This window comes from uncultured Rothia sp., from assembly GCF_916049665.1.
Classification (GTDB): domain Bacteria; phylum Actinomycetota; class Actinomycetes; order Actinomycetales; family Micrococcaceae; genus Rothia.
In genome coordinates this window covers 1-19756 of sequence record NZ_CAJZIE010000008.1, presented here as the reverse complement: position 1 = coordinate 19756, position 19756 = coordinate 1, and the positions used below count along the sequence as shown (strand labels likewise).

At 62.0% G+C, this 19756-nt stretch carries 19 protein-coding genes; 17 read left to right on the top strand and 2 right to left on the bottom strand.

The features are described from left to right. Positions 1 to 132: 132 nt before the first annotated feature. Positions 133 to 1689 carry a D-alanyl-D-alanine carboxypeptidase/D-alanyl-D-alanine-endopeptidase gene (gene dacB / locus QZ540_RS01440; RefSeq protein ID WP_294627172.1) on the bottom strand — a complete coding sequence of 519 codons (1557 nt, stop codon included), beginning with the start codon at positions 1687 to 1689 and terminating at the stop codon, positions 133 to 135. Between the two features lie 331 nt (positions 1690 to 2020). Here dacB and ppa point away from each other — a divergent pair, with 331 nt between their 5' ends. The 8 genes from ppa (at position 2021) to folE (ending at position 10189) form a co-directional block, all read left to right on the top strand. Then, a complete protein-coding gene (ppa, locus tag QZ540_RS01435; protein ID WP_012902761.1) occupies positions 2021 to 2506 on the top strand; it encodes an inorganic diphosphatase in 486 nt (161 codons plus the stop codon). Positions 2507 to 2755: 249 nt separating this feature from the next. Beyond that, entirely contained in the window at positions 2756 to 3586 is an 831-nt protein-coding gene (locus QZ540_RS01430) for an S-layer homology domain-containing protein (RefSeq protein ID WP_294627170.1), read from the top strand. A gap of 238 nt (positions 3587 to 3824) precedes the next feature. Further along, positions 3825 to 4655 (top strand): S-layer homology domain-containing protein, encoded by an 831-nt coding sequence (locus tag QZ540_RS01425; protein ID WP_294627168.1) that lies wholly within the window; start codon positions 3825 to 3827, stop codon positions 4653 to 4655. 258 nt (positions 4656 to 4913) lie between these two features. Further along, positions 4914 to 5138 carry a helix-turn-helix domain-containing protein gene (locus QZ540_RS01420; RefSeq protein WP_005504337.1) on the top strand — a complete coding sequence of 75 codons (225 nt, stop codon included), beginning with the start codon at positions 4914 to 4916 and terminating at the stop codon, positions 5136 to 5138. A 32-nt stretch (positions 5139 to 5170) separates the two neighbouring features. After that, positions 5171 to 6304, top strand: coding sequence for a tRNA lysidine(34) synthetase TilS (gene tilS / locus QZ540_RS01415; RefSeq protein WP_294627166.1), 1134 nt, complete (start codon positions 5171 to 5173; stop codon positions 6302 to 6304). Between the two features lie 196 nt (positions 6305 to 6500). Next, positions 6501 to 7052 carry a hypoxanthine phosphoribosyltransferase gene (hpt, locus tag QZ540_RS01410; RefSeq protein WP_005504342.1) on the top strand — a complete coding sequence of 184 codons (552 nt, stop codon included), beginning with the start codon at positions 6501 to 6503 and terminating at the stop codon, positions 7050 to 7052. 325 nt (positions 7053 to 7377) lie between these two features. Then, the gene (gene ftsH, locus QZ540_RS01405) at positions 7378 to 9618 is read left to right on the top strand and encodes an ATP-dependent zinc metalloprotease FtsH (protein ID WP_294627164.1); all 2241 of its coding nucleotides are present in this window, start codon (positions 7378 to 7380) and stop codon (positions 9616 to 9618) included. Continuing rightward, entirely contained in the window at positions 9605 to 10189 is a 585-nt protein-coding gene (gene folE, locus QZ540_RS01400; protein WP_005504347.1) for a GTP cyclohydrolase I FolE, read from the top strand. Before ftsH ends, folE begins: the two co-directional genes overlap by 14 nt. 155 nt (positions 10190 to 10344) lie before the next feature. Here folE and QZ540_RS01395 read toward each other — a convergent pair whose 3' ends face one another. After that, positions 10345 to 10551, bottom strand: a complete 207-nt coding sequence (locus QZ540_RS01395) for a hypothetical protein (protein ID WP_294627161.1) — start codon at positions 10549 to 10551, stop codon at positions 10345 to 10347. A 157-nt stretch (positions 10552 to 10708) separates the two neighbouring features. Here QZ540_RS01395 and folP point away from each other — a divergent pair, with 157 nt between their 5' ends. The 9 genes from folP (at position 10709) to lysS (ending at position 19662) form a co-directional block, all read left to right on the top strand. Continuing rightward, positions 10709 to 11659 carry a dihydropteroate synthase gene (gene folP, locus QZ540_RS01390; RefSeq protein ID WP_294627159.1) on the top strand — a complete coding sequence of 317 codons (951 nt, stop codon included), beginning with the start codon at positions 10709 to 10711 and terminating at the stop codon, positions 11657 to 11659. A gap of 50 nt (positions 11660 to 11709) precedes the next feature. Next, positions 11710 to 12123: a dihydroneopterin aldolase gene (gene folB / locus QZ540_RS01385; RefSeq protein WP_294627157.1), complete on the top strand. Its 414-nt coding sequence runs from the start codon at positions 11710 to 11712 to the stop codon at positions 12121 to 12123. Beyond that, positions 12123 to 12728, top strand: coding sequence for a 2-amino-4-hydroxy-6-hydroxymethyldihydropteridine diphosphokinase (gene folK / locus QZ540_RS01380; RefSeq protein ID WP_294627155.1), 606 nt, complete (start codon positions 12123 to 12125; stop codon positions 12726 to 12728). Before folB ends, folK begins: the two co-directional genes overlap by 1 nt. Before the next feature lie 45 nt (positions 12729 to 12773). Next, positions 12774 to 13292 (top strand): DUF3180 domain-containing protein, encoded by a 519-nt coding sequence (locus QZ540_RS01375; RefSeq protein ID WP_005507616.1) that lies wholly within the window; start codon positions 12774 to 12776, stop codon positions 13290 to 13292. Next, a complete protein-coding gene (locus QZ540_RS01370; RefSeq protein WP_294627153.1) occupies positions 13279 to 14112 on the top strand; it encodes a PH domain-containing protein in 834 nt (277 codons plus the stop codon). Before QZ540_RS01375 ends, QZ540_RS01370 begins: the two co-directional genes overlap by 14 nt. Next, positions 14112 to 15986, top strand: a complete 1875-nt coding sequence (locus tag QZ540_RS01365) for a PH domain-containing protein (RefSeq protein ID WP_294627151.1) — start codon at positions 14112 to 14114, stop codon at positions 15984 to 15986. The genes QZ540_RS01370 and QZ540_RS01365 overlap by 1 nt, the downstream gene beginning before the upstream one ends. A 133-nt stretch (positions 15987 to 16119) precedes the next feature. Further along, positions 16120 to 17082, top strand: coding sequence for a Rossmann-like and DUF2520 domain-containing protein (locus QZ540_RS01360; RefSeq protein WP_294627149.1), 963 nt, complete (start codon positions 16120 to 16122; stop codon positions 17080 to 17082). Next, the gene (gene panC, locus QZ540_RS01355) at positions 17079 to 18026 is read left to right on the top strand and encodes a pantoate--beta-alanine ligase (RefSeq protein ID WP_294627147.1); all 948 of its coding nucleotides are present in this window, start codon (positions 17079 to 17081) and stop codon (positions 18024 to 18026) included. The genes QZ540_RS01360 and panC overlap by 4 nt, the downstream gene beginning before the upstream one ends. Before the next feature lie 103 nt (positions 18027 to 18129). Next, positions 18130 to 19662: a lysine--tRNA ligase gene (gene lysS / locus QZ540_RS01350; protein WP_294627193.1), complete on the top strand. Its 1533-nt coding sequence runs from the start codon at positions 18130 to 18132 to the stop codon at positions 19660 to 19662. Positions 19663 to 19756 lie beyond the last annotated feature (94 nt).

Here is a 19756-nt window from a genome sequence, read left to right as displayed (position 1 = left end):
GAGAGGCTTGCAATAACCCCGAACCACCCCTAACCCCGAGAGGTTGATTTTTAGGTTTCACGTGAAACACTACAGAAAATCAATCTACACAGGATGATTTAGAGGGCTTTCGGGGCTTTCTGGGAGCATCCGCTAGGAGGCTGCACCCGCCACAGGCGCCTCCGAAGCGGGTACCGAAGTAGCCGGCGCTACCGCAGAGGGACCGGCAGAGGCACTCGGCGCGCTCGAGCGGTTCGCGATTGCCGCCGCGGCGGCGTCCACCCGTTCCTTCGCGGCGGGTAGTGCATCCGAGCCGCCCAGGTCGTTCAGAATGATTGCGAAAATCAGGCGGGTGCCGTCGGGTCGGGTTGCCACGCCGCATAGCGAAGATACCGTGTAGAGGGTGCCGGTCTTCGCCTGCACAAAGGTGCGTGCGTGCACGGCGTTTGCCGCACCAAAACGGTCGGTCAGGGTGCCGCTCACGCCCGCAACGGGGAAGGTTTGCATGAGTTGCTCGGCGTGCTCGTCGGCGTTCATGAGCGCCACAACTTGCACGAGGGTTCGGGCGGTTACGCGGTCGGTCAGGGACATGCCGCATACGTCCGCCTGCACCAGGTTTTCAATGTTCACGCCGGCGTCTACGAGCGCTTGGCGCACGGTCTGCTGTGCCGCTTCGCCGCTGCCTTCCTTACCGGCTGTAATGGCGGCGCAACGACCGAGAACCTCAGCGAGAGCGTTGTCGGATTCGAGCATCATGTGCTGCGCCTGCTCGAGCAGGGTTGCCGATTCGACCGCGGCGATTTCGACCGCTTCCGCGGGGGCGGTGCGGCGCTCCGCGAGGGTGAAGCTCAGACCGGACTCCTTGCCAGCGGTGTTGAGCGCATCCACGAACGCCTGCTGGGCGGCAACCGCGGCATCATCCGGGCGTACCGGGTTGCTTGCGGTCGACTTGCCCGGCACGGTGTGCGATTCGAGCGCAATCGGGTGAATGGGCGTGATCTGGCCGGACGCTACGTCGGCTTCTTCCCAGCCGGGGTTCACGCTGGGGCCGCTGAAGAAGGTGCCGTCCAGGTACACGGGTAGCGCGGCGGTGGGCTTTTCGCCCTCGTTCAGCGCTTTAATGGTCTGTTCGGCGAGGGTGGTCAGGCCTGCGCGTCCCACAATCTGCTTCGGGTTGGAGGCGCCCGCACCGAGCAGGGTGTCGCCGCCCGCCATGAGGTACAGTCCGGCGGCGTCGCGGTTCACGCGGGTGCGCAGGCGCGCCTGCAGGTTCGCGTAGTGGTTGAGCGCGAACAGGGTCAGGATTTTGAACGTGGAGGCGGGCACGCGCGCGGTGTCGGCGTTGGCGGCGTACAGGTCGGCGGGTGCGGTGGTTGCCTTGATGCTGGGCAGGTTGCCGTCCATGCCGGTGACGAGCAGGCTGTACTGCGGGTAGGTGCCGTCCGCGAAGAGCGCGGTGAGGGCGTTGCGTAGCTGCCCCTGTTCCGCTTCGGGCAGTGCGGGCGCGAGGCTCGGCGTAGCGCTCGGGGTTGCGGAGGCGGTCGCCTCGGCGGTACCGGACGCACTGCCGCTGGGGCTTGCGGAACCTTCGGGGCGTTTCTGTTCGGTTGCGGCGGATCCGCAGGCGGTGAGGAGGAACATGCCGCCGAGGGTGAGGGCGGCACGGCGGGTGAGGATGGTGGTCTGGGTGTTGTGCTTGTTGGAAGGCATCTTTTGAGCATAGCGGGCGGATGGGGTGCCTATCGAATTTACGCGCCGGTGCTGGGATGCTCATGCCGCGCTCCTGCTACCCCTCACGAACCCTATCTGGGCTGCCCGGCATGGCGGCGAGGTGCGGCGGCGAGGTGTGCTGGCGGGCGTGGGACTAGGCGGAACGTTAACAGTGGTGTGAGCGTGGTAAATTACGCTGGTTTTGGCGCCGAATACGCGGTTTCGGTGTGCGTGAACGGGTTACAATGGGTGAGTTCAACACCTAACTTTCGCACCTTGCGCGCCGAAGTCGCCGCGAAAGTGACTCTAACTCACGAGAAAGAAGGTTCCGATGGAACTCGACGTCACTATTGAAATTCCCCGCGGCTCCCGCGTGAAGTACGAAGTGGACCACGAGACCGGCCGCCTGCGCCTGGACCGCGTGCTGTTCACCTCCATGCAGTACCCCACCGCTTACGGTTACTTCGAGAACACCCTGGGTGAGGACGGCGACCCGCTGGACGCAATGCTGATCCTGGACGTTGACGTGGTTCCCGGCGTGCTGGTTGAGTCCCGCCCGATCGCAGTGTTCAACATGACCGATGAGGCTGGCGGCGACGCTAAGGTTCTGTGCGTTCCCACCGACAAGCGCTACGACCACATCAAGTCCCTGGCTGATGTGCCGGAGCAGCTGAAGGCTGAGATTCAGCACTTCTTCGAGCGTTACAAGGACCTGGAGCCCGGCAAGTGGGTTAAGGGCGAGGGCTGGGAAGACCTGGCTGCTGCTGAGAAGATGGTCCAGGAGGCTATCGACCGTTTCGCAGCTGAGGGTCACTAAGCTGCCGCACCGTTAGGTGCACCCGGTTTTGTAGGGGGCGTGTTCCCCGTGTCTGGTTCGTGCGATTTTTCGTGCGTGCTGGAGGCGGTGGGCACGCCCCCTTTTTTGTTGCATCTTTCGCCTTTGTTGTGTCTTTCGCCGCATCTGCCTGCACGCTGGGTGTAGTTGATTGCGTGAGGCACAGATCCCGGGTATGTTCAAGGGGATTCACTCTTCTTCTACTCTCACATCTTTCACCGAGGATAGAAAATGAAGAAAAACCTTTCGACCCGCGGCGCGGCGGCACTGTTGGCACTGACTATGGGCTTCATGGGTCAGGGTGTAGCCCAGGCGGCATACATTCAGCCGAAATCTGCACAGCCTATTGAAGAGCTGGAATTTGATGTTAATTGTTTTGACATGCACTTCTATTACGGCAAGAACACTATGGGCAGTTTGGATTGGGCGGAGTGTACCGGCCTGATTACGAAGAAGCAGGTTGTTGGGCTGGCCCGAACCCGTGAAGATAAGTTACCGAACGGAGTCATGACCATTTCGCGTGGCCGCTTGCTGGAGTACCTGTACCATCTGGCGGGTTCACCCGAGGTGAAGAACCTGCCGGAGAAGTCCCCGTACACCGACCTGACTCCGGGCGATGCGCGCTATAAGGTTGCTATTTGGGCGACCCGTGTAGGTTTGACCACCGGTTGGTCTGATGGTTCCTTCCACTACGACACTCCGGCGAGCCGTGGTGCCTACTTTACTTTCCTTTATCGTGCTGCGGGTAGCCCCAAGGTGACTCTGGAATCTCTGGATGCGGCGAATGCTGTGCGTGCGGAGAAGGGTGCTACTCCCATTAAGGAAGGGAGCGAGTTGCATCGAGCAATGAGTTGGGTTTATCAGCATGCTTTAAGGAGGCCCGATGATAACCTTGATAGTGTCTGGTTGAGTGTTAGCTACACCGAGTACAATACCTGGGAAATCAATAAAATACCGGATTTCTATTACGCTTCGTACCCTACTATTTTCACCCCTCTCGCGATTCTTGATTACCACGAGGAGTTGGCACCCATTGTCGCTCGTCTGCAGTCGCTGTCCTAGCGGTAGGTGAGCGGGAGGGCTTGCTGGGGGCGTGTTCCCCGTGTCTGGTTCGTGCGATTTTTCGTGCGTGCTGGAGGCGGTGGGCACGCCCCTTTTGCTGCATCTTTCGCCTTTGTTGTGTCTTTCGCCGCATCCGCCTGCACGCCGGGCGTAATTTATTGCGCAGGGTGCAGATTCTGAGTATGGTCAAAGAAATTCACTCTTCTTCCGTTCTCACACCTTTCACCGAGGATAGAAAATGAAGAAAAACCTTTCGACCCGTGGCGCGGCGGCACTGTTGGCACTGGCTATGGGCTTCATGGGCCAGGGCGTGGCCCAGGCCGCGCATATTGATCCGAAACCTGCACAGCCTACTGAAGAACCCAAGGCTAATGTCGACTGTTTCGAAATGTACGGCGAATACGGCAGGAACGCTATGAACAGTTGGCAGTGGGCGGAGTGTACCGGCCTGATTACGAAGGAGCAGGTTGCTGAGCTGTATAACATCGATGAGTGGTCCCTGCCGAATGAGGTTATGACCATTTCGCGCGGCCGCTTACTGGAGTACCTGTATCAGCTGGCTGGCTCACCCGAGGTGAAGAACCTGCCGGAGAAGTCCCCGTACACCGACCTAACTCCGGGCGATGCTCGTTATAAGGTTGCTATTTGGGCGACCCGAGTGGGCTTGACCACCGGTTGGTCTGATGGTTCCTTCCACTACGACACTCCGGCGAGCCGCGGCGCATACTTTACCTTCCTTTATCGTGCTGCGGGTAGCCCCAAGGTAACTCTGGAGCCCCTGGGTAAGGCGAATGCCGCACGATATAAGAAGCGTTTTGCCCCCATTAAGCGGGGTAGTGAGTTGCACCGAGCAATGAGCTGGGCGTACCAGCATGCAATGGCGAAGCGGGAGGATTATGACCTGCCCATGAACTTCAACTACCCCAGGGCCGATTACGTGACATGGGACGCCTACAGGGTGCCGGACTACTACTTCGCTTCGCACCGCACTATTTTTATTCCTCTTATGATTCTGGACAGTCACGAGGAATTGGCGCCCATTGTGGCTCGTCTGCAGTCGCTGTCCTAGCGGCAGGTGAGCGGAGGGCTTGCTGGGGGCGTGTTCCCTGCGTCTGGTTCGTGCGATTTTTCGTGCGTGCTGGAGGCGGTGGGCACGCCCCCTTTTTTGTGTTCCTTGGCCGTGTTTGGGGGTGTCGGAAGGGCATGTTTAACCGAACTATTCTTCGGAAAATAGCCTCAGGGTGCCTCCAAGAGTGCTAATATGGGCATATTACGAAGAATAGTTCGTATAACCTGAGGTTCTGTAGCGGTGAGGAGGGAACCCCCTATGGCATTCGATGCAACAGGGTTCGCGCAAGAATTTGGTGCGCAGGTTCGTGCCGTCCGCAAGTACGAAAAAATCACCCAAATGGAGTTGGCGTGGATGGTCGGGCTCAGCGATAAAACAATCCGCGACATTGAGCGTGGGCTGCCCGGCCCGTCAATTGGTGCGGTCCTCAAGGTCGCCCAAGAGCTCGGCATCGAGCTGGCCATTACTAACCCTCTCACCTAACCCCTCCCGCACGCCTATATAAAGGAACCACCATGCAGAATGGACGCGCAGGACGCCTGCACCCCGCCGTCGGCACTGCCCGCCGCCACCTCGCCGCCGCCCTCGAAAAGCTCCTCGGCGCCGGAAGCATCAAAGCCACCGGACGCTCCCGCACCACCTCCACCCCGGACGCCGCCGACCTGCCCCTGCTCCTGGTCGCCTGCAGCGGCGGCCCCGACTCCCTCGCACTGGCGGCAATTGCCGCGCACTTCGCCCGCCGCGGCGACGTGCGCGTAGGCGCCATCATCGTCGACCACGGGCTACAAGAAAACTCCGCCGCAGTCGCCGCGCAGACCGCGCAGACCCTCACCGACCTGGGGCTTCACCCCGTCATCACCGAAAAAGTGCAGGTTCCCGCCGGTAACATGGGCCCCGAAATGGCGGCACGCACCGCCCGCTACGCCGCCTTCACGAAAGCCGTCGAGGCGACCGGCGCCCGCGCCGTGCTACTCGGCCACACCCTCGACGACCAGGCAGAAACCGTGCTGCTCGGCCTAAGCCGCGGCTCCGGCACACGCTCCCTGGCGGGCATGCCACCCGTGCGCGTCGAAGAGGGCGTCACCTACCTGCGTCCCTTCCTCGGCCTGCGCCGCACCGACATGCTCGACATCTGCGACGCTGAAACCCTCACCCCCTGGATTGACCCGACCAACACCGACCAGTCCCTCATGCGTGCCCGCATCCGCCACAGCGTGCTGCCCTACCTGGAGGAGCACCTCGGCGGAGACGTCGCCCGCTCCCTGGCGCGCACCGCCTCCGTAGCGGGCCCGGACGCCGAGTACCTCGACGAGCAGGCACAGACCGCTTACGAGCAGGCGCTTCTGCCCGCCGGAACCGCCGTGCGCGGCATCGAACGTGAGGACGCCGTGCTGCTGGACCGTGCGCAGGTGGCGGCGCTGCATCCGGCGCTTCGATTGCGTGTGCTTGCGGCCGCCTGCAAGGCCGCCGGGGGAGAGAACCCCGGCTTCGAGCGACTGCAGGCGCTGGACTCCTTCACCGCCGAATACGCGGTAGCCGGGCCCGTTCAGATGCCCGGTCACGTGAGTGCGTACCGCCGTCGCAAGGTTGTGCATCCGGCAACCGGTGAACGCCTGGACGTGCTCGTATTAGTGCCAACTCGACCCTAACTAGGTGCCCAGCTAGATGCCTGTGGAGCCTCCTCAGCGCACACTATCTGCGTGGTGAGGTGCGCCGCGGCGCCGTTTTAAGCCATACTTAAGGCGAACACCATCCACATTATCCGCTGTGGGAAGGCATGAAACCCCGCATCCGGGGCCCCCGGCGGAGGCGCAGAGCGTCTAAAAGAATACGAAGGAATACATCGTGCAGGCTATCGACGTGCAGGACGATATCAAGAACGTTCTCTTCAGCAAGGAAGAGATTAATGCGAAGGTCGCCGAACTGGCGGCGCGCATCGACGAAGACTACGCCGGTAAGGACGTGCTGTTGGTGGGTGTTCTCAAGGGCGCCATCATGATCATGGCTGACCTTTCCCGCGCTCTCAAGGGCCACTACACCATGGACTGGATGGCTGTCTCTTCTTACGGTTCCGGCACCAAGTCCTCCGGCGTTGTGCGTATCCTCAAGGACCTGGACACCGACCTGGTGGGCCGCAACGTCCTGATTGTTGAAGACATCATTGACTCCGGCCTGACCCTGGCATGGCTGCAGCAGAACCTGATTTCTCGCGGCGCAGCTTCCGTTGAGATTTGCACCCTGCTGCGCAAGCCCAAGGTCGTCAAGGCTGACGTTGAGGTCAAGTACGTCGGCTGGGACATCGAGCCCGAGTTCGTTGTTGGTTACGGCCTGGACTTCGCTGAGAAGTACCGCAACCTGGACTGCGTCGCAACCCTGCACCCGCACGTTTACTCCTAAGCCTTCACCTCAGCAGCCACGCTGTTAGGTGGTGACGCCCCGCCTCCTCACTCTTGTGGGGGAGCGGGGTGTTGCTGTACCCGGAGGCATACTGTGGATGCGGCGGATACCCGCCACCGCAGATACCCGCCGCCGCGGATACACGATAAAGAAGATGCACTTTCAGCCCCGCAGAGTGCTACAACCCTTTAGCCCGCAGGTGAAATAGAGAAGCCCTGTACCTAGCCGCCCGCCGGGGTAGGGTACATTTAAGGTTGCATCGTTGGGTGTTCCGGCAGGCATGCCGCACCCCAACGGGTTACAGCCGCAACGTAAGGACAAAGCATTGGCGCAAACCCCCAATACTCCGCAGAAAGGCTCGGAGGGCTTCCTGAAGAAGCTGATTAACGGCCCCTGGTTCTGGCCGGGCGCAGCCGTCATCATCATGTTGGCTTTCCTCATGACCTCCCTCTTCACTCAGCCCTCGCGTCAGGTGGACACCAACGTGGGTCTTCAGCTGCTCAACGACCACCAGGTCAAGAGCGCAAAGATCTATGACGGCGACCAGCGCGTCGAGCTGCAGCTCAAGGACGATTACAAGAAAGGCAACGACAACTACGGTAAGTCGGTGCGCTTCTACTACGTGCAGCCCCGCGGCGAGGAAGTTGCTAAGGCAATGGAATCCGCCGAACTGGAAAGCTACACGGACCAGCCGGTTGAGCACAGCTTCCTGGGCTCCCTGATGTCCCTGCTTCTGCCGATTCTGCTCTTTGGTGCGCTCTTCTGGTTCCTGATGGGACGAGTCGGAGGCGGCTCCTCCGTCATGAGCTTCTCCAAGTCCCGCGCGAAGAAGTTCACCAAGGACAAGCCGGAGGTTCGCTTCAGCGACGTCGCCGGCGTGGACGAGGCGCTCGCCGAGCTGGAAGAAGTCCGCGAGTTCCTGGCTGAACCCGAAAAGTTCACCCGCCTGGGTGCAAAGATCCCCAAGGGCGTGCTGCTGTACGGCCCTCCCGGCACCGGTAAGACCCTGCTCGCCAAGGCTGTGGCGGGCGAGGCTGGCGTGCCCTTCTACTCGATTTCTGGCTCTGACTTCGTTGAAATGTTCGTGGGTGTGGGTGCTTCCCGCGTGCGCGACCTGTTCAAGGAAGCGAAGAGCGACCCCGCCGCCATCGTCTTCGTCGACGAGATTGACGCTGTTGGCCGCCGCCGCGGCGTCGGCATGGGCGGCGGTAATGACGAGCGTGAGCAGACCCTGAACCAGTTGCTGGTTGAGATGGACGGCTTTGACGGCAACTCGAACGTCATCGTCATTGCGGCAACGAACCGACCCGACGTTCTGGACCCGGCGCTGCTGCGTCCCGGTCGTTTTGACCGCCAGATTGGCGTGGACGCCCCCGACATGAAGGGCCGCGAGCAGATTCTGCGCGTGCACGCCGCAGGCAAGCCGATTGCTAACACCGTGGACCTGGCTCAGGTCGCTAAGCGCACCCCCGGCTTCACCGGTGCTGACCTGGCGAACGTCATGAACGAGGCGGCTCTGCTGACCGCGCGCGATAACGGCAACGTGATTGACGACCGCGCTATCGACGAGGCAATCGACCGCGTCATGGCTGGTCCGCAGCGTTCTTCGCGCATCATGAACGAGCACGAGCGTAAGGTCACCGCATACCACGAGGGTGGCCACGCCCTGGTTGCGGCGGCACTGCGTAACTCCGCGCCCGTCACCAAGATTACTATTCTTCCGCGCGGCCGCGCCCTGGGTTACACCATGGTCATGCCGCAGGACGACAAGTACTCCACGACCCGCCACGAACTGCTCGACCAGATGGCGTACGCGATGGGCGGCCGTGCGGCTGAGGAGATTGTCTTCCACGACCCGTCCACCGGTGCGTCTAACGACATTCAGAAGGCAACCGACACCGCCCGCAAGATGGTCACCGACTACGGCATGAGCGCCGTGATCGGTTCCGTGAAGCTCGGCGGCGAAGACACCGAACCGTTCCTCGGTGGCGGCGGCGCCTCGGCACGCAACTACTCCGACGCGACCGCGGCAAAGGTCGACGCTGAGATTCGCGCCCTACTGGAGCAGGCACACGATGAGGCGTTCGAGATTCTGGTGGAGAACCGCGACGTGCTCGATCGCCTGGCGTTCGCCCTGCTCGAGAAGGAAACCCTGCTCGAGAACGAGATTGCCGAAATCTTCAAGGACGTTCGTAAGCGCCCCGAGCGTGAGTACTGGTACTCCAAGCCGACCCGCGAGCGCACCGACATTCCGCCGGTGAAGGCACCGAGCGAGCTGGCGAAGGAAGCCGAAAAGGCTGCGGAAGCACCTGCCGAGGCACCGACTGTTCCCGTAGCGCCGACTGCTCCTGTAGCACCGGCAGCACCCGCGCAGCAGGTTCCGACCCAGCAGGCGCCTGTAGCACCTACGCAGCCGTTGCCGCCTCAGGCGCCCCTCAGCGACCCGGACGCCGACCCGACCGTCGCAATGCCCACCCAGCAGTACCCGAACTACCCCGCCCCTCCGGCGCAGCGCCCGGAGAACGGCACCCCGAACCAGAATGGAGCAGAGAATGAGCGAGGCTAAGAACGCTGTCGACCAGCCGCGTATTGAGGCGGCTGTGCGCGAGATTCTGCTCGCGATCGGTGAGGACCCGGACCGTGACGGTCTGCAGCAGACCCCGGCACGCGTGGCGCGCGCCTACGCGGAGTTCTTCTCAGGCCTGCACCAGGACGCCGGCGAGATTCTGGGTACAACCTTCGACATTGCCCACTCTGAGATGGTGCTGGTGAAGGACATCCCGTTCTACTCGACCTGCGAGCACCACCTGGTGCCCTTCCACGGCGTGGCGCATGTGGGTTACATTCCCGGACCGGACGGTAAGGTGACCGGCCTGAGCAAGCTCGCCCGCGTGGTGGATATGTATGCCCGCCGCCCGCAGGTGCAGGAGCGCCTGACCACGCAGGTGGTGGAGGCTCTGGAGGAGCACCTGAACCCGCGCGGCGCGATTGTGGTGATTGAGGCTGAGCACATGTGCATGTCGATGCGCGGTGTGCGTAAGCCGGGCGCGAAGACCGTGACCAGCGCGGTACGCGGTGCGTTGATGAACGGCGCAACCCGTGCGGAGGCGATGAGCCTGATCTTCTCGCAGCGCTAAGCACTCGATAGACACGCTGAAAGGGGCGGAGGTGAAAACCTCCGCCCCTTTTCGCATCGCCAAAGTGCTCCGAGAGTGTGTTCTGAGCCGGGTGCCTTCCGCAGCCGTGGCGGCGCCGATAGCGCCTTACCGCAGAAGCTAGAAGAGCCCCGCCGCTAACGCTGCAGGCGGCCCTTCGCCTCGCTCGGATCATCCCAACCCAGGGCAAGCGTCACGATCAAGCCCACAGCAATAAAGCCGCAACCGGTTGCGGTGCCGAAAGCAATCCAGCGGACCGCGGGGGCGCCTTCAGCAAGCACAATGGTCACAAGCGCAGCAAGAGCCACCAGGGACAGGATCCAAGCGCCGGTCTTCATATTCACGATGAGTCACTTCCTAGAGTATGTATGTGTATGAGGTGCCCAACCCACACCGCTGTGACGCAGGCAGAGCATACCCTCCCAGGATACCCCTAAATCGGTATGCCATATGCAAATATGGCGCGCTGTGTCATCCGGCAGATTCGGTACGATTAAAACCATGACCGAATCCACCCGTGTAGCCCTCCTGCCCTGCGACGCGCTCGCCGCCGAACGCACCCTCGTCATGGGCATCCTCAACGTCACCCCCGACTCCTTCAGCGACGGCGGCAAGCACTACGCCGCGACCGACGCTATCGCCCGCGCCGCCCGCATGATTGCCGAGGGCGCCTCCATTATCGACATCGGCGGCGAGTCCGCCCGCCCCGGTGCCGTGCGCATCAGCGTGGAGGAGGAACAGCGCCGCATCCTGCCCGTCATCGAGGCGGTCGCGCAGATGGGCACCACCATCAGCGTTGACACCATGAACCCGCAGACCGCCCGCGCCGCCATCGCCGCCGGTGCGCACATCATCAACGATGTGTCCGGTCTGAACGTCAGCGACGAAATGATTGAAACCGCCGCCGAGCTGCAGGTGCCGTACATCCTCATGCACGCGCGCGGCACCTCCCAGACCATGGACAGCCTGGCAGAGTACCCGCGCGGCGTCGTCACCGAGGTGGTGGAAGAGCTGACCGGTCTGCGTGAGCGTTTCCTCGCCGCCGGTGTGCTACCGCAGAACCTGATTCTTGACCCGGGCCTGGGCTTCGCGAAGGGCGGCATGCAGGACTGGGAGCTGCTCGCCGCCATTGACGAGCTGCAGTCCCTGGGGCATCGCCTGCTCATCGCCGGTTCCCGCAAGCGTTTTATTGCCAACGCCCTGACGGCTGCGGATGCGGCCCTGGCCGAGCGTCTGAACGCGAGCGGCTTCACCGCAACCGATGCGGGTGAAGCTGAACGCGAACTGTGGCAGTCGCTGTCGGAGCCGCGCCCGGCTGAGCATCGTGCCGCAGCTTCGGCGGCGGTGACCGCCCTGGTGGCCGCCCGCGGCGTGTGGGCGGTGCGCGTGCACGACGTGCCCGCCAGCGTGGATGCGGTGACGGTCGCCTCCGCGCTGCGTTCTGTCAGCTAGAACCACCACCCGCAACCGCCGACTACCCGAATACCCTCTAGGAGACCCCAATGACCCAGGCAGATTACGCACGCCACGACCGCATCACCCTCACCGGCATTACCGCCAAGGGTTACCACGGCGTGCTCGATTTTGAGAAGCGCGACGGCCAGCCCTTCGTCGTGGATGCGACCCTGTACAGCGATTTCTCCGCCGCAGCTGCGACGGATGACCTGACGAAGACCACGAACTATGCGCTGGTGGTGGACCTGATTCACCGCCACATTACGAACGGTTCGCTGGATTTGATTGAGACCCTTGCCGTGAACATTGCCGAGGGTATCCTCGCGATGTTTGAGCACGTTCAGGCGGTTGAGATTACCGTGTCGAAGCCGCAGGCGCCGATTGAGTTGCCGTTCGGTAACGTGGCGGTGAGCGCGTTCCGCGAGCGTGTTACTGAGCGTACCGCTGAGGACGGCCGCTAGTGGCGGGCACGCAGAAGCCCGATACGCAGAGGCACCGCGCGGTGTTGGCGTTGGGCTCGAACCTGGGCGAAAGTGAAGACACCCTGGAGCGTGCCGTCGCCGATTTGGTGGCGGGCGGCGTGCAGCTGGTGCGCGCCTCCGGGCTGTACCGTACTGCCCCGGTGGGTGGTCCGGTGGGTCAGCCGGATTTCGTGAACGCGGTCATTGAGGTGACCACCGACCTGGGCGCCTACGAGCTGCTGAAGCTGTGTAATGCGGTGGAGGCGGCGCATCACCGTGAGCGCCTGGTGCGTTGGGGTCCGCGCACCCTCGATATTGACGTGATTGACTATGACGGCGTGATCTCTGAAGATCCGGTGCTGACTTTGCCGCATCCGCGGGCGCAGGAGCGTGCTTTTGTGCTGGTGCCGTGGGCGCAGATGGACCCGCAGGCGTACCTGACGGTGACCCGGCGTGCGGAGCCTTCGGGGGAGCGGCCGGATGAGGTTCCCACACCGCTGAGTCGCGAGGTCGTGAACGTTGCGGAGCTGTCCCGCACGCTGCTTGGGGCGGATGAAGACGCTATTAGCTATATGCGTGAGATGCAGGTACCTGATCAGCCTTAAATGTGGCACTCTGGAAGGTAGAGGAACCTACCGAAAGGAAACACCATGAAGCCCCTGAGTTATCGGGCGATTATTGTGGCGGCTGTGTGCGGTGCCGCTGCCGCTCTTATGGTGAATTCCGTGATGATTGGCGCCGGTTTTGGTGAGCTGAATTTTTCGTGGATGCTCGGCGCGGTGTGCCTGCTGGTTGCGGCGGGTGCCGTGTGGCTGGGTGTGCAGGTGGCTCGTTATCGTCGTATTCAGACGCGTGAGAAGGTGCCGCATATGGGCCCGATTCTTGCTGCGCGTGCGGTGGCGTATGCGCAGGGTTCCATCATGACCGGTGCCCTGTTGACGGGCTGGTGCGCTGCGATTCTTGGTTACCATGTGGCGATGGTGTCTGTGCGCGGTTTTTCGGTGGTCTTTTGGGAGGTTCTTGTTAATTGTGTGGGCAGTGTTGCCCTGCTGATTGCTGGCCTGTGGGCTCAGCATTGTTGTCGTATTCCGCCGGAGGATGATGAGGATGCGGCCTCCTCTTCCGGTGCTGTCAAGCCGCGAGAGGGAGGAACCTATGTCGGCTCCTAACCAGAATAGTTATTCGCCGAATGGCCAGTATGGGCAGGACGCCCAGAACGCCCAGAACGCCCAGAATGCTCAATACGGTCAGTATGGGCAGAGTCAGCCCGGTCAGCAGGACCAGTACGGGCAGTACCAGCAGGCGGCTTACGGTCAGCCTGGTGCCCCGTATGGACAGCAGGCACAGCATGACCAGCAGGCGCAGTATGTTCAGCAAACCCAGTACGGTCAGCAGGTTCCGCCCGCTGCCGCGTACCCGAACGCGCCTCAGCAGGTTCCCCCGCAGTCGGCGCCCGCTCAGCCGGTAAGCCCCCAGCCGGTTACCTCTCAGCCCGCGCCGGAGCCGCAGTGGGTGCCCGCTGCCTCCCGCTACCTGACGGTTCGTTATATTCACACTCTTTCTGCTTTGGCGCTCCCGATTCTTGCGGGTGTTGCCCTGTATTGTGCGGGTGCGTTCTTCGGCGGCCCGGAGGTGCTGCGCATCGTCGGCCTGGCTGTGATTGCGGTGTTTGGTCTGTGGGGTCTGTGGTGGATTCTGACCACTCCGCGCCGTACTCGCGCGCTCGGCTACGCCCTGGAGTCGAATCACCTGATGGCGCGCCGCGGCATCGTGTTCCGTTCGATGAGCTCTATGCCGTACGGTCGCATCCAGTATGTTGATGTGGATTCGGGTCCGCTGGAGCGCATGTGCGGTGTTGCCCGCCTGACGGTGCGCACCGCGGGTACGACCACTGGCACGATGGTGCTATTCGGTATTCCGCTGAACGTGGCGGAGGAGCTGCGCGCGGATCTGGTGCGCCGCGCCGATGAGCGAATGGCGGCACTCTAATGAGCACCCCGGTTCCGAATAATAACGCCCCAAACACTCAGGAGCAGAAGTGGTGGCGTGCCGATATCCGCACGTTCATCATGAACCTCTGGTTCGTTATTCTGCTGGCGTTCGGCTTCTTCCAGAGCATCATCCTGAATATTCTGACCACCCCGCCGAACGAGTGGGGCGCGCGCCTGACGCAGGCATTCGACGAGAACAGTAGCTACTTCAGCGCAACGTACTCGCAGCTTATCGGCTTCGCCGTGCTCGTGCTGATTCTGGTTGGCGGCTCGATTGATTGGTGGTTTACCCGCTACAGCCTGGACGATTTGGCGATTCACCGCCGTAGCGGTTTTCTGTTCAAGAAGAACCGCACAATCCGCCTGGAGAGCGTGCAGAGCGTGGACATTTCGCGTCCTCTGGTGGCGCGCCTGCTGGGTCTGTCGGAGCTTCGTTTTGAGGTTGCTGACGGCTCTTCGGAGGCGCTGCACATCAAGTACGTTTCCGCCCGCAAGGCGGAGGTTCTGCGCCGTACCGCGATGGCGAGTATTAATCTGCTGCGTTCGGAGGCTGCTGGTCGCCCGGTCGATGTGCTGCCCGAGAGCATGCAGATTTCGGCGGAGCGTATGCCGGATGCGGATCAGCTGCATCAGCCGTTTGAGGCATCTTACGAGGCGTCCTATGGCGCACCCGTGCAGGACGGCACCCAGCCCGCTCATCAGCAGGTAGCGCCTCAGCAGGGCGGCTACTCGCAGCCCGCACCCGTGCAGCCCGCACCCGTGCAGCCCGCACCCGTGCAGCCCGCACCCGAGCAGGGAATCCAGCAGCCCGTTGCATCCCGCCGCGGCGCTCGCCGCCCCATCCCGCTACCGGCTGACCCCTCGCAGCCGCCGATTTTCCGCATCTCGAATATGCGTCTGGTTGCCTCCATCATGCTGGAGCACCTTGTGTGGCTGGTGCCCGCCGTAGCTCTCATGGTTGGTGCCGCGGTCATTGCCGCGATCCTAGATGGCGAGAGTCCGTTCCTGATTTTCATGGCGTTGCTACCCGGCACCTTCGTACCGCTGCTCGGTTACTTGGGTACGTTGTGGGCACGTTTTGATGGTGCCGCGAACTTCAAAATCACCCCGAGTGGTCAGGGTGGTGTGACCCTGCGGTACGGTTTCACCGGCACGCACACCCAGAATGTGATGGTTGAGCGTATTCAGGCGCTGGCGGTGGAGCAGTCCATTCTGTGGCGTGTGTTCGGCTGGTACCGCATCAAGATGACCATTGCCGGTATCGGTGTTGAGCAGAACGACAACCAGAAGCTGGTGACCCGCAATATTGCTCTGCCGGTTGGTAATAGGCAGGAGACGCTGATGGTGTTGCGTCTGCTGCTGCCCGCTCTGGATGAGGCGCAGGCGCAGGTGCTGCTGGATACCGCCAACGGTTCGCTGAAGAGTCAGCAGCCGCAGGTTCCGGCAATGATTGTGACCCCTTCATCGGCGCGCTGGATGGACCTGCTCACCTGGAAGCGTAACGGCGTGACCACGGTCGGTTACACTGCCGGTTCGGTGCAGGCGACCACCCGCATTGATTCGGACGCCGCACGGGCGAGCGTTGGCGAGCATACGCAGGGCGACCTGCTGCTGATTCGTGGCGGCTACTTTATCCGTACGCTGTCGATTGTTCCGGTCAGCCGCGTGCTGAGCGTGAGCTGGGGCCAGGGCCCGCTACAGCGTGCCTTCGGATGCGCGAGCGTGCATTTCGGTACGGTACCCGGCCCGGTGCGCACGCTCATGATGCACCTGCCGCCGCGCGTCTGTGAGGACCTGGTGTGGCTGATGACGGTTCGCCTGGAGGGTATTGAACCCTACTACCGCGTACCGGTGATGAGCGGGCGCCCCTAAGCCAGCCCGCCAGCTCAGCTAACCCGCTAGCTCAGCCAGACAACTAGCAAAACTGCAGAACGCATCCTGCCGTCGGTCGTCTTCGTGACACCGGCGGCAGGGCCTGCGTGAAAGGGAGAATATACTTAAAGCCGTGATACAGCATTCAAAACCTGCGCGTTTGGGCATTGGAATTATTTCCGCCGGGAGGGTTGGCGCCGTCCTCGGTGCGGCTTTGCGCGCCTGCGAACACACGATTGTGGGTGTTCACGCGGTGTCTGAGGCTTCTCAGGAGCGCGCCGCGATGCTGCTTCCCGATGTGCCTCTGCTGCCTGTGGAGCAGATTGCCGAACGTAGCGAATTGCTGATTCTTGCGGTTCCCGATGATGAGCTGCCGGGCCTTGTCACCTACCTGGCGTCTTCGGGGAGCCTGACCGCCGGTCAGATTCTGGTGCACACCTCCGGCCGCCACGGCACCGAGGTGCTCGCACCGGCGACCGCACTGGGTGCTATCGGTTTGGCGATTCACCCCGCCATGACCTTTACCGGCATGTCCGTGGACCTGCAGCGCCTGAACGGCACCTGCTTCGCCGTGACTGGACCGGCGCCTTTCATCCCGATTGCTCAGGCACTCGTGGTGGAGATGGGCGGCGAACCCGTACACGTTGCCGAGGTTGACCGGGCGCTCTACCACGCAGCCCTGGCGCACGCCGCGAACCACCTCGTGACCATCCTGGGTCAGTCCCAGCAGATGCTCGCATCCATCGGTATTGAGGACCCGGCACGCTATATGGGGCCGCTCGTTCGAGCCGCCGTGGACAATGCGCTCGCCAGCGGCGAGGGTGCCCTGACCGGGCCCGTGGCACGTGGAGACGCAGGCACTGTGAAGGCTCATCTGCATGCTCTGAATGAGTACTCAGAGCATGAGAAAACAGGTGATATTACAGACTCTTATGCCGCTCTGGCACACGCAACCGCAAAAAGAGCGCATAATAGAGGTTTGTTAAACGATGAACAACTGGGACGAATTGAGAATCTGCTGGGCAATTCTTCGGAATGCAACCACCCCGGCGATATTGATGATTCAGCCCCCGAAAACAAGGAGTTCTCGTCATGACTGAGACTTCGAAGCCCCGAGTCGTGACCACCATTGCGGAGTTCCGCACGGCAATCACCGAATCTCTTGCCGCAGCGCAGGAGGAACTGGACCGGGCCGCCCGCCAGGAGGCGGAGCAGAACGGCACCGCAGTTCAGTACAAGAACGCATCCCTGGGCTACGTGCCCACCATGGGCGCCCTGCATGACGGCCACGCAACCCTGTTGCGTCGCGCCGCTGAACAGAATGATGTAGTGGTCGCCTCCATTTTCGTGAACCCGCTGCAGTTTGGCCCCGGCGAGGATTACGAAGCATACCCGCGCACCCTGGAGGCAGACGCTGCCCTGGCTGGTGCTGCCGGTGTTGACATTATTTTTGCCCCCGAGGTTGAAGAGATGTACCCCGACGGTGACCCGCTGATCCGCATTTCGAGCGGCGAGCTGGGCACCAAGTTTGAGGGTGCGACCCGTCCCGGCCACTTTGATGGCGTGCTGACCGTGGTCAATAAGTTCTTCAACATTATTCGCCCCGCTGCCGGTAACCACCCGGTGAATGCGTACTTCGGTCAGAAGGACGCTCAGCAGTACATCCTGATTCAGCGTATGGTGCGCGACTTCAACCACGACGTGACCCTGCGCCCCGTGGCGATTGTGCGCGACGATAACGGCCTGGCGCTGTCTTCGCGTAACAGCTACCTGTCGGATGAGGAGCGCGAGTCTGCCCTGGTGCTCTCCCGCACCCTGGCGATGCTGCGTGAGAATTCGCTGAACCGTGGCTTCCACGAGATTGATTTGGAGGGTGCGCGTGAGCGTATCAACTCCACTCCGGGTGTACGCCTTGACTACCTGGAACTGGTCGACCCGATGACTTTCGGTGAGCCGACTGAGGAGTCGGAGCGAGTGCTGGCACTGGTTGCCGCGTTCGTTGGCCCGACCCGCCTGATTGACAACATGGACCTGCGCTAAGCGTTCGCTCGTTTAGAAGAGTCCCCAACACACTACACAGATAGGTATCACTGTGAGCACTGAGCACACTGCCGCACCGGCGATTGCTGATATGTCCGAGCAGATGCAGATTCGCCTGGAGAAGCGTGCGAAGCTGATCGAGTCGGGTCGCGAGGCATACCCGGTGGGTCTGCTGGATTCTGAGGGTAACCGCGTGGAGCCCAACCACATTGAGGATTTGCGCGCCGAGTACGATCCGAAGCTGGCTGCTGAGGAGCTGAAGGCTGGCGACGAGACTGACCGTGTGGTGCATGTTGGTGGCCGCGTGGTGTTCGTCCGTAACACCGGTAAGCTGTGCTTTGCGACCCTGCAGGGTGGTACCGAGGGTAAGCGCATCCAGGCGATGCTGTCGCTGGCTGAGGTTGGCGAGGAGTCCCTGGCTGAGTGGAAGTCCCTGGTTGACCTGGGCGACCACGTGTTCGTGACCGGCCGCGTGATTGTTTCTCGCCGTGGCGAGCTGTCCATTATGGTGACCGACTGGAAGATGGCGTCGAAGGCGCTGCGCCCCATGCCGGTTCTGCACAAGGACCTGAACGAGGAAACCCGCGTTCGCCAGCGTTACCTGGATCTGATGGTTCGCGAGGAGGCTCGCGAGCTGGTGAAGAAGCGCGCCCTGATTACCCGCACCGTCCGCCGCGTGCTGGAAGATCACGGCTACATTGAGGTTGAGACCCCCGTTCTGCAGCTGGTGCACGGTGGCGCGACTGCCCGCCCGTTCCGCACTCACCTGAACGCTTTCGACCAGCCGATGACCATGCGTATTGCGACCGAGCTGCCGCTCAAGCGTGCAGTGGTTGGTGGTATCGAGCGCGTGTACGAGATTGGTCGCGTGTTCCGTAACGAGGGTGTGGACTCGACCCACAGCCCCGAGTTCACCACCCTGGAGTGCTACGAGACCTACGCAGACCAGTTCGTGATGGCTGAGCGCATGAAGGAGATTATCCAGAGCTGCGCGAAGGCTGTTGGTACCGAGCGTATTGAGACTGAGAACGGCACCATCGACCTGTTCGGTGAGTGGAAGTGGGTTGGCGTGTACCCGGGCCTGTCTGAGGCTGTGGGCGTTGAGGTCACCCCCGAGACTGACGCATCCGTTCTGCGCGAGATTGCTGAGAAGCACGAGGTTGATATCGACCCGAAGTGGGACGCTGAGAAGCTGGTGACCGAGCTCTTCGGTGAGATTGTTGAGCCGACCCTGGTGAACCCGACCTTCGTGTACGATTACCCGCCGAGCGCTCAGCCGCTGGCTCGTCCGCACCGTTCCGGTGAGCCTCTGATTGAGGCGTGGGACCTGATTATTGGCGGTATGGAGCGTGGTACCGCGTTCTCCGAGCTGATTGACCCGGTCATTCAGCGTGAGCGTCTGACCGCTCAGTCGCTGCTGGCTGCTGCCGGTGACGATGAGGCGATGGAGCTGGATGAGGACTTCCTGCGCGCCCTGGAGCACGGTGCACCCCCGATGGGTGGCCTGGGTCTGGGTATTGACCGCCTGATTATGCTGCTGGCGGGCGACCAAGATCCGGAGCGTCCGGGTACTGTGGTGCGTCAGCCCGGTATTCGTGAGACTATTCTCTTCCCCCTGATGAAGCCGGAAGCCTAAGCTTTAGCTTCACCTTGAGAGGCGATAATGCGGCGGGTGCCGCGGATACGGTTGTATCTGCGGCACCCGCCGTTTTTGCGTGCACTGTTTTGCA

What these genes read in the sequence shown, in the direction of transcription:
- QZ540_RS01425 (WP_294627168.1), top strand. Translation starts at nt 3,825, where the DNA reads ATGAAGAAAAACCTTTCGACCCGTGGCGCGGCGGCACTGTTGGCACTG.
- folE (WP_005504347.1), top strand. Translation starts at nt 9,605, where the DNA reads ATGAGCGAGGCTAAGAACGCTGTCGACCAGCCGCGTATTGAGGCGGCT.
- folB (WP_294627157.1), top strand. Translation starts at nt 11,710, where the DNA reads ATGACCCAGGCAGATTACGCACGCCACGACCGCATCACCCTCACCGGC.
- QZ540_RS01375 (WP_005507616.1), top strand. Translation starts at nt 12,774, where the DNA reads ATGAAGCCCCTGAGTTATCGGGCGATTATTGTGGCGGCTGTGTGCGGT.
- QZ540_RS01420 (WP_005504337.1), top strand. Translation starts at nt 4,914, where the DNA reads ATGGCATTCGATGCAACAGGGTTCGCGCAAGAATTTGGTGCGCAGGTT.
- folP (WP_294627159.1), top strand. Translation starts at nt 10,709, where the DNA reads ATGACCGAATCCACCCGTGTAGCCCTCCTGCCCTGCGACGCGCTCGCC.
- QZ540_RS01365 (WP_294627151.1), top strand. Translation starts at nt 14,112, where the DNA reads ATGAGCACCCCGGTTCCGAATAATAACGCCCCAAACACTCAGGAGCAG.
- QZ540_RS01430 (WP_294627170.1), top strand. Translation starts at nt 2,756, where the DNA reads ATGAAGAAAAACCTTTCGACCCGCGGCGCGGCGGCACTGTTGGCACTG.
- QZ540_RS01370 (WP_294627153.1), top strand. Translation starts at nt 13,279, where the DNA reads ATGTCGGCTCCTAACCAGAATAGTTATTCGCCGAATGGCCAGTATGGG.
- dacB (WP_294627172.1), bottom strand. Translation starts at nt 1,689, where the DNA reads ATGCCTTCCAACAAGCACAACACCCAGACCACCATCCTCACCCGCCGT.
- lysS (WP_294627193.1), top strand. Translation starts at nt 18,130, where the DNA reads ATGCAGATTCGCCTGGAGAAGCGTGCGAAGCTGATCGAGTCGGGTCGC.
- panC (WP_294627147.1), top strand. Translation starts at nt 17,079, where the DNA reads ATGACTGAGACTTCGAAGCCCCGAGTCGTGACCACCATTGCGGAGTTC.
- ppa (WP_012902761.1), top strand. Translation starts at nt 2,021, where the DNA reads ATGGAACTCGACGTCACTATTGAAATTCCCCGCGGCTCCCGCGTGAAG.
- tilS (WP_294627166.1), top strand. Translation starts at nt 5,171, where the DNA reads ATGCAGAATGGACGCGCAGGACGCCTGCACCCCGCCGTCGGCACTGCC.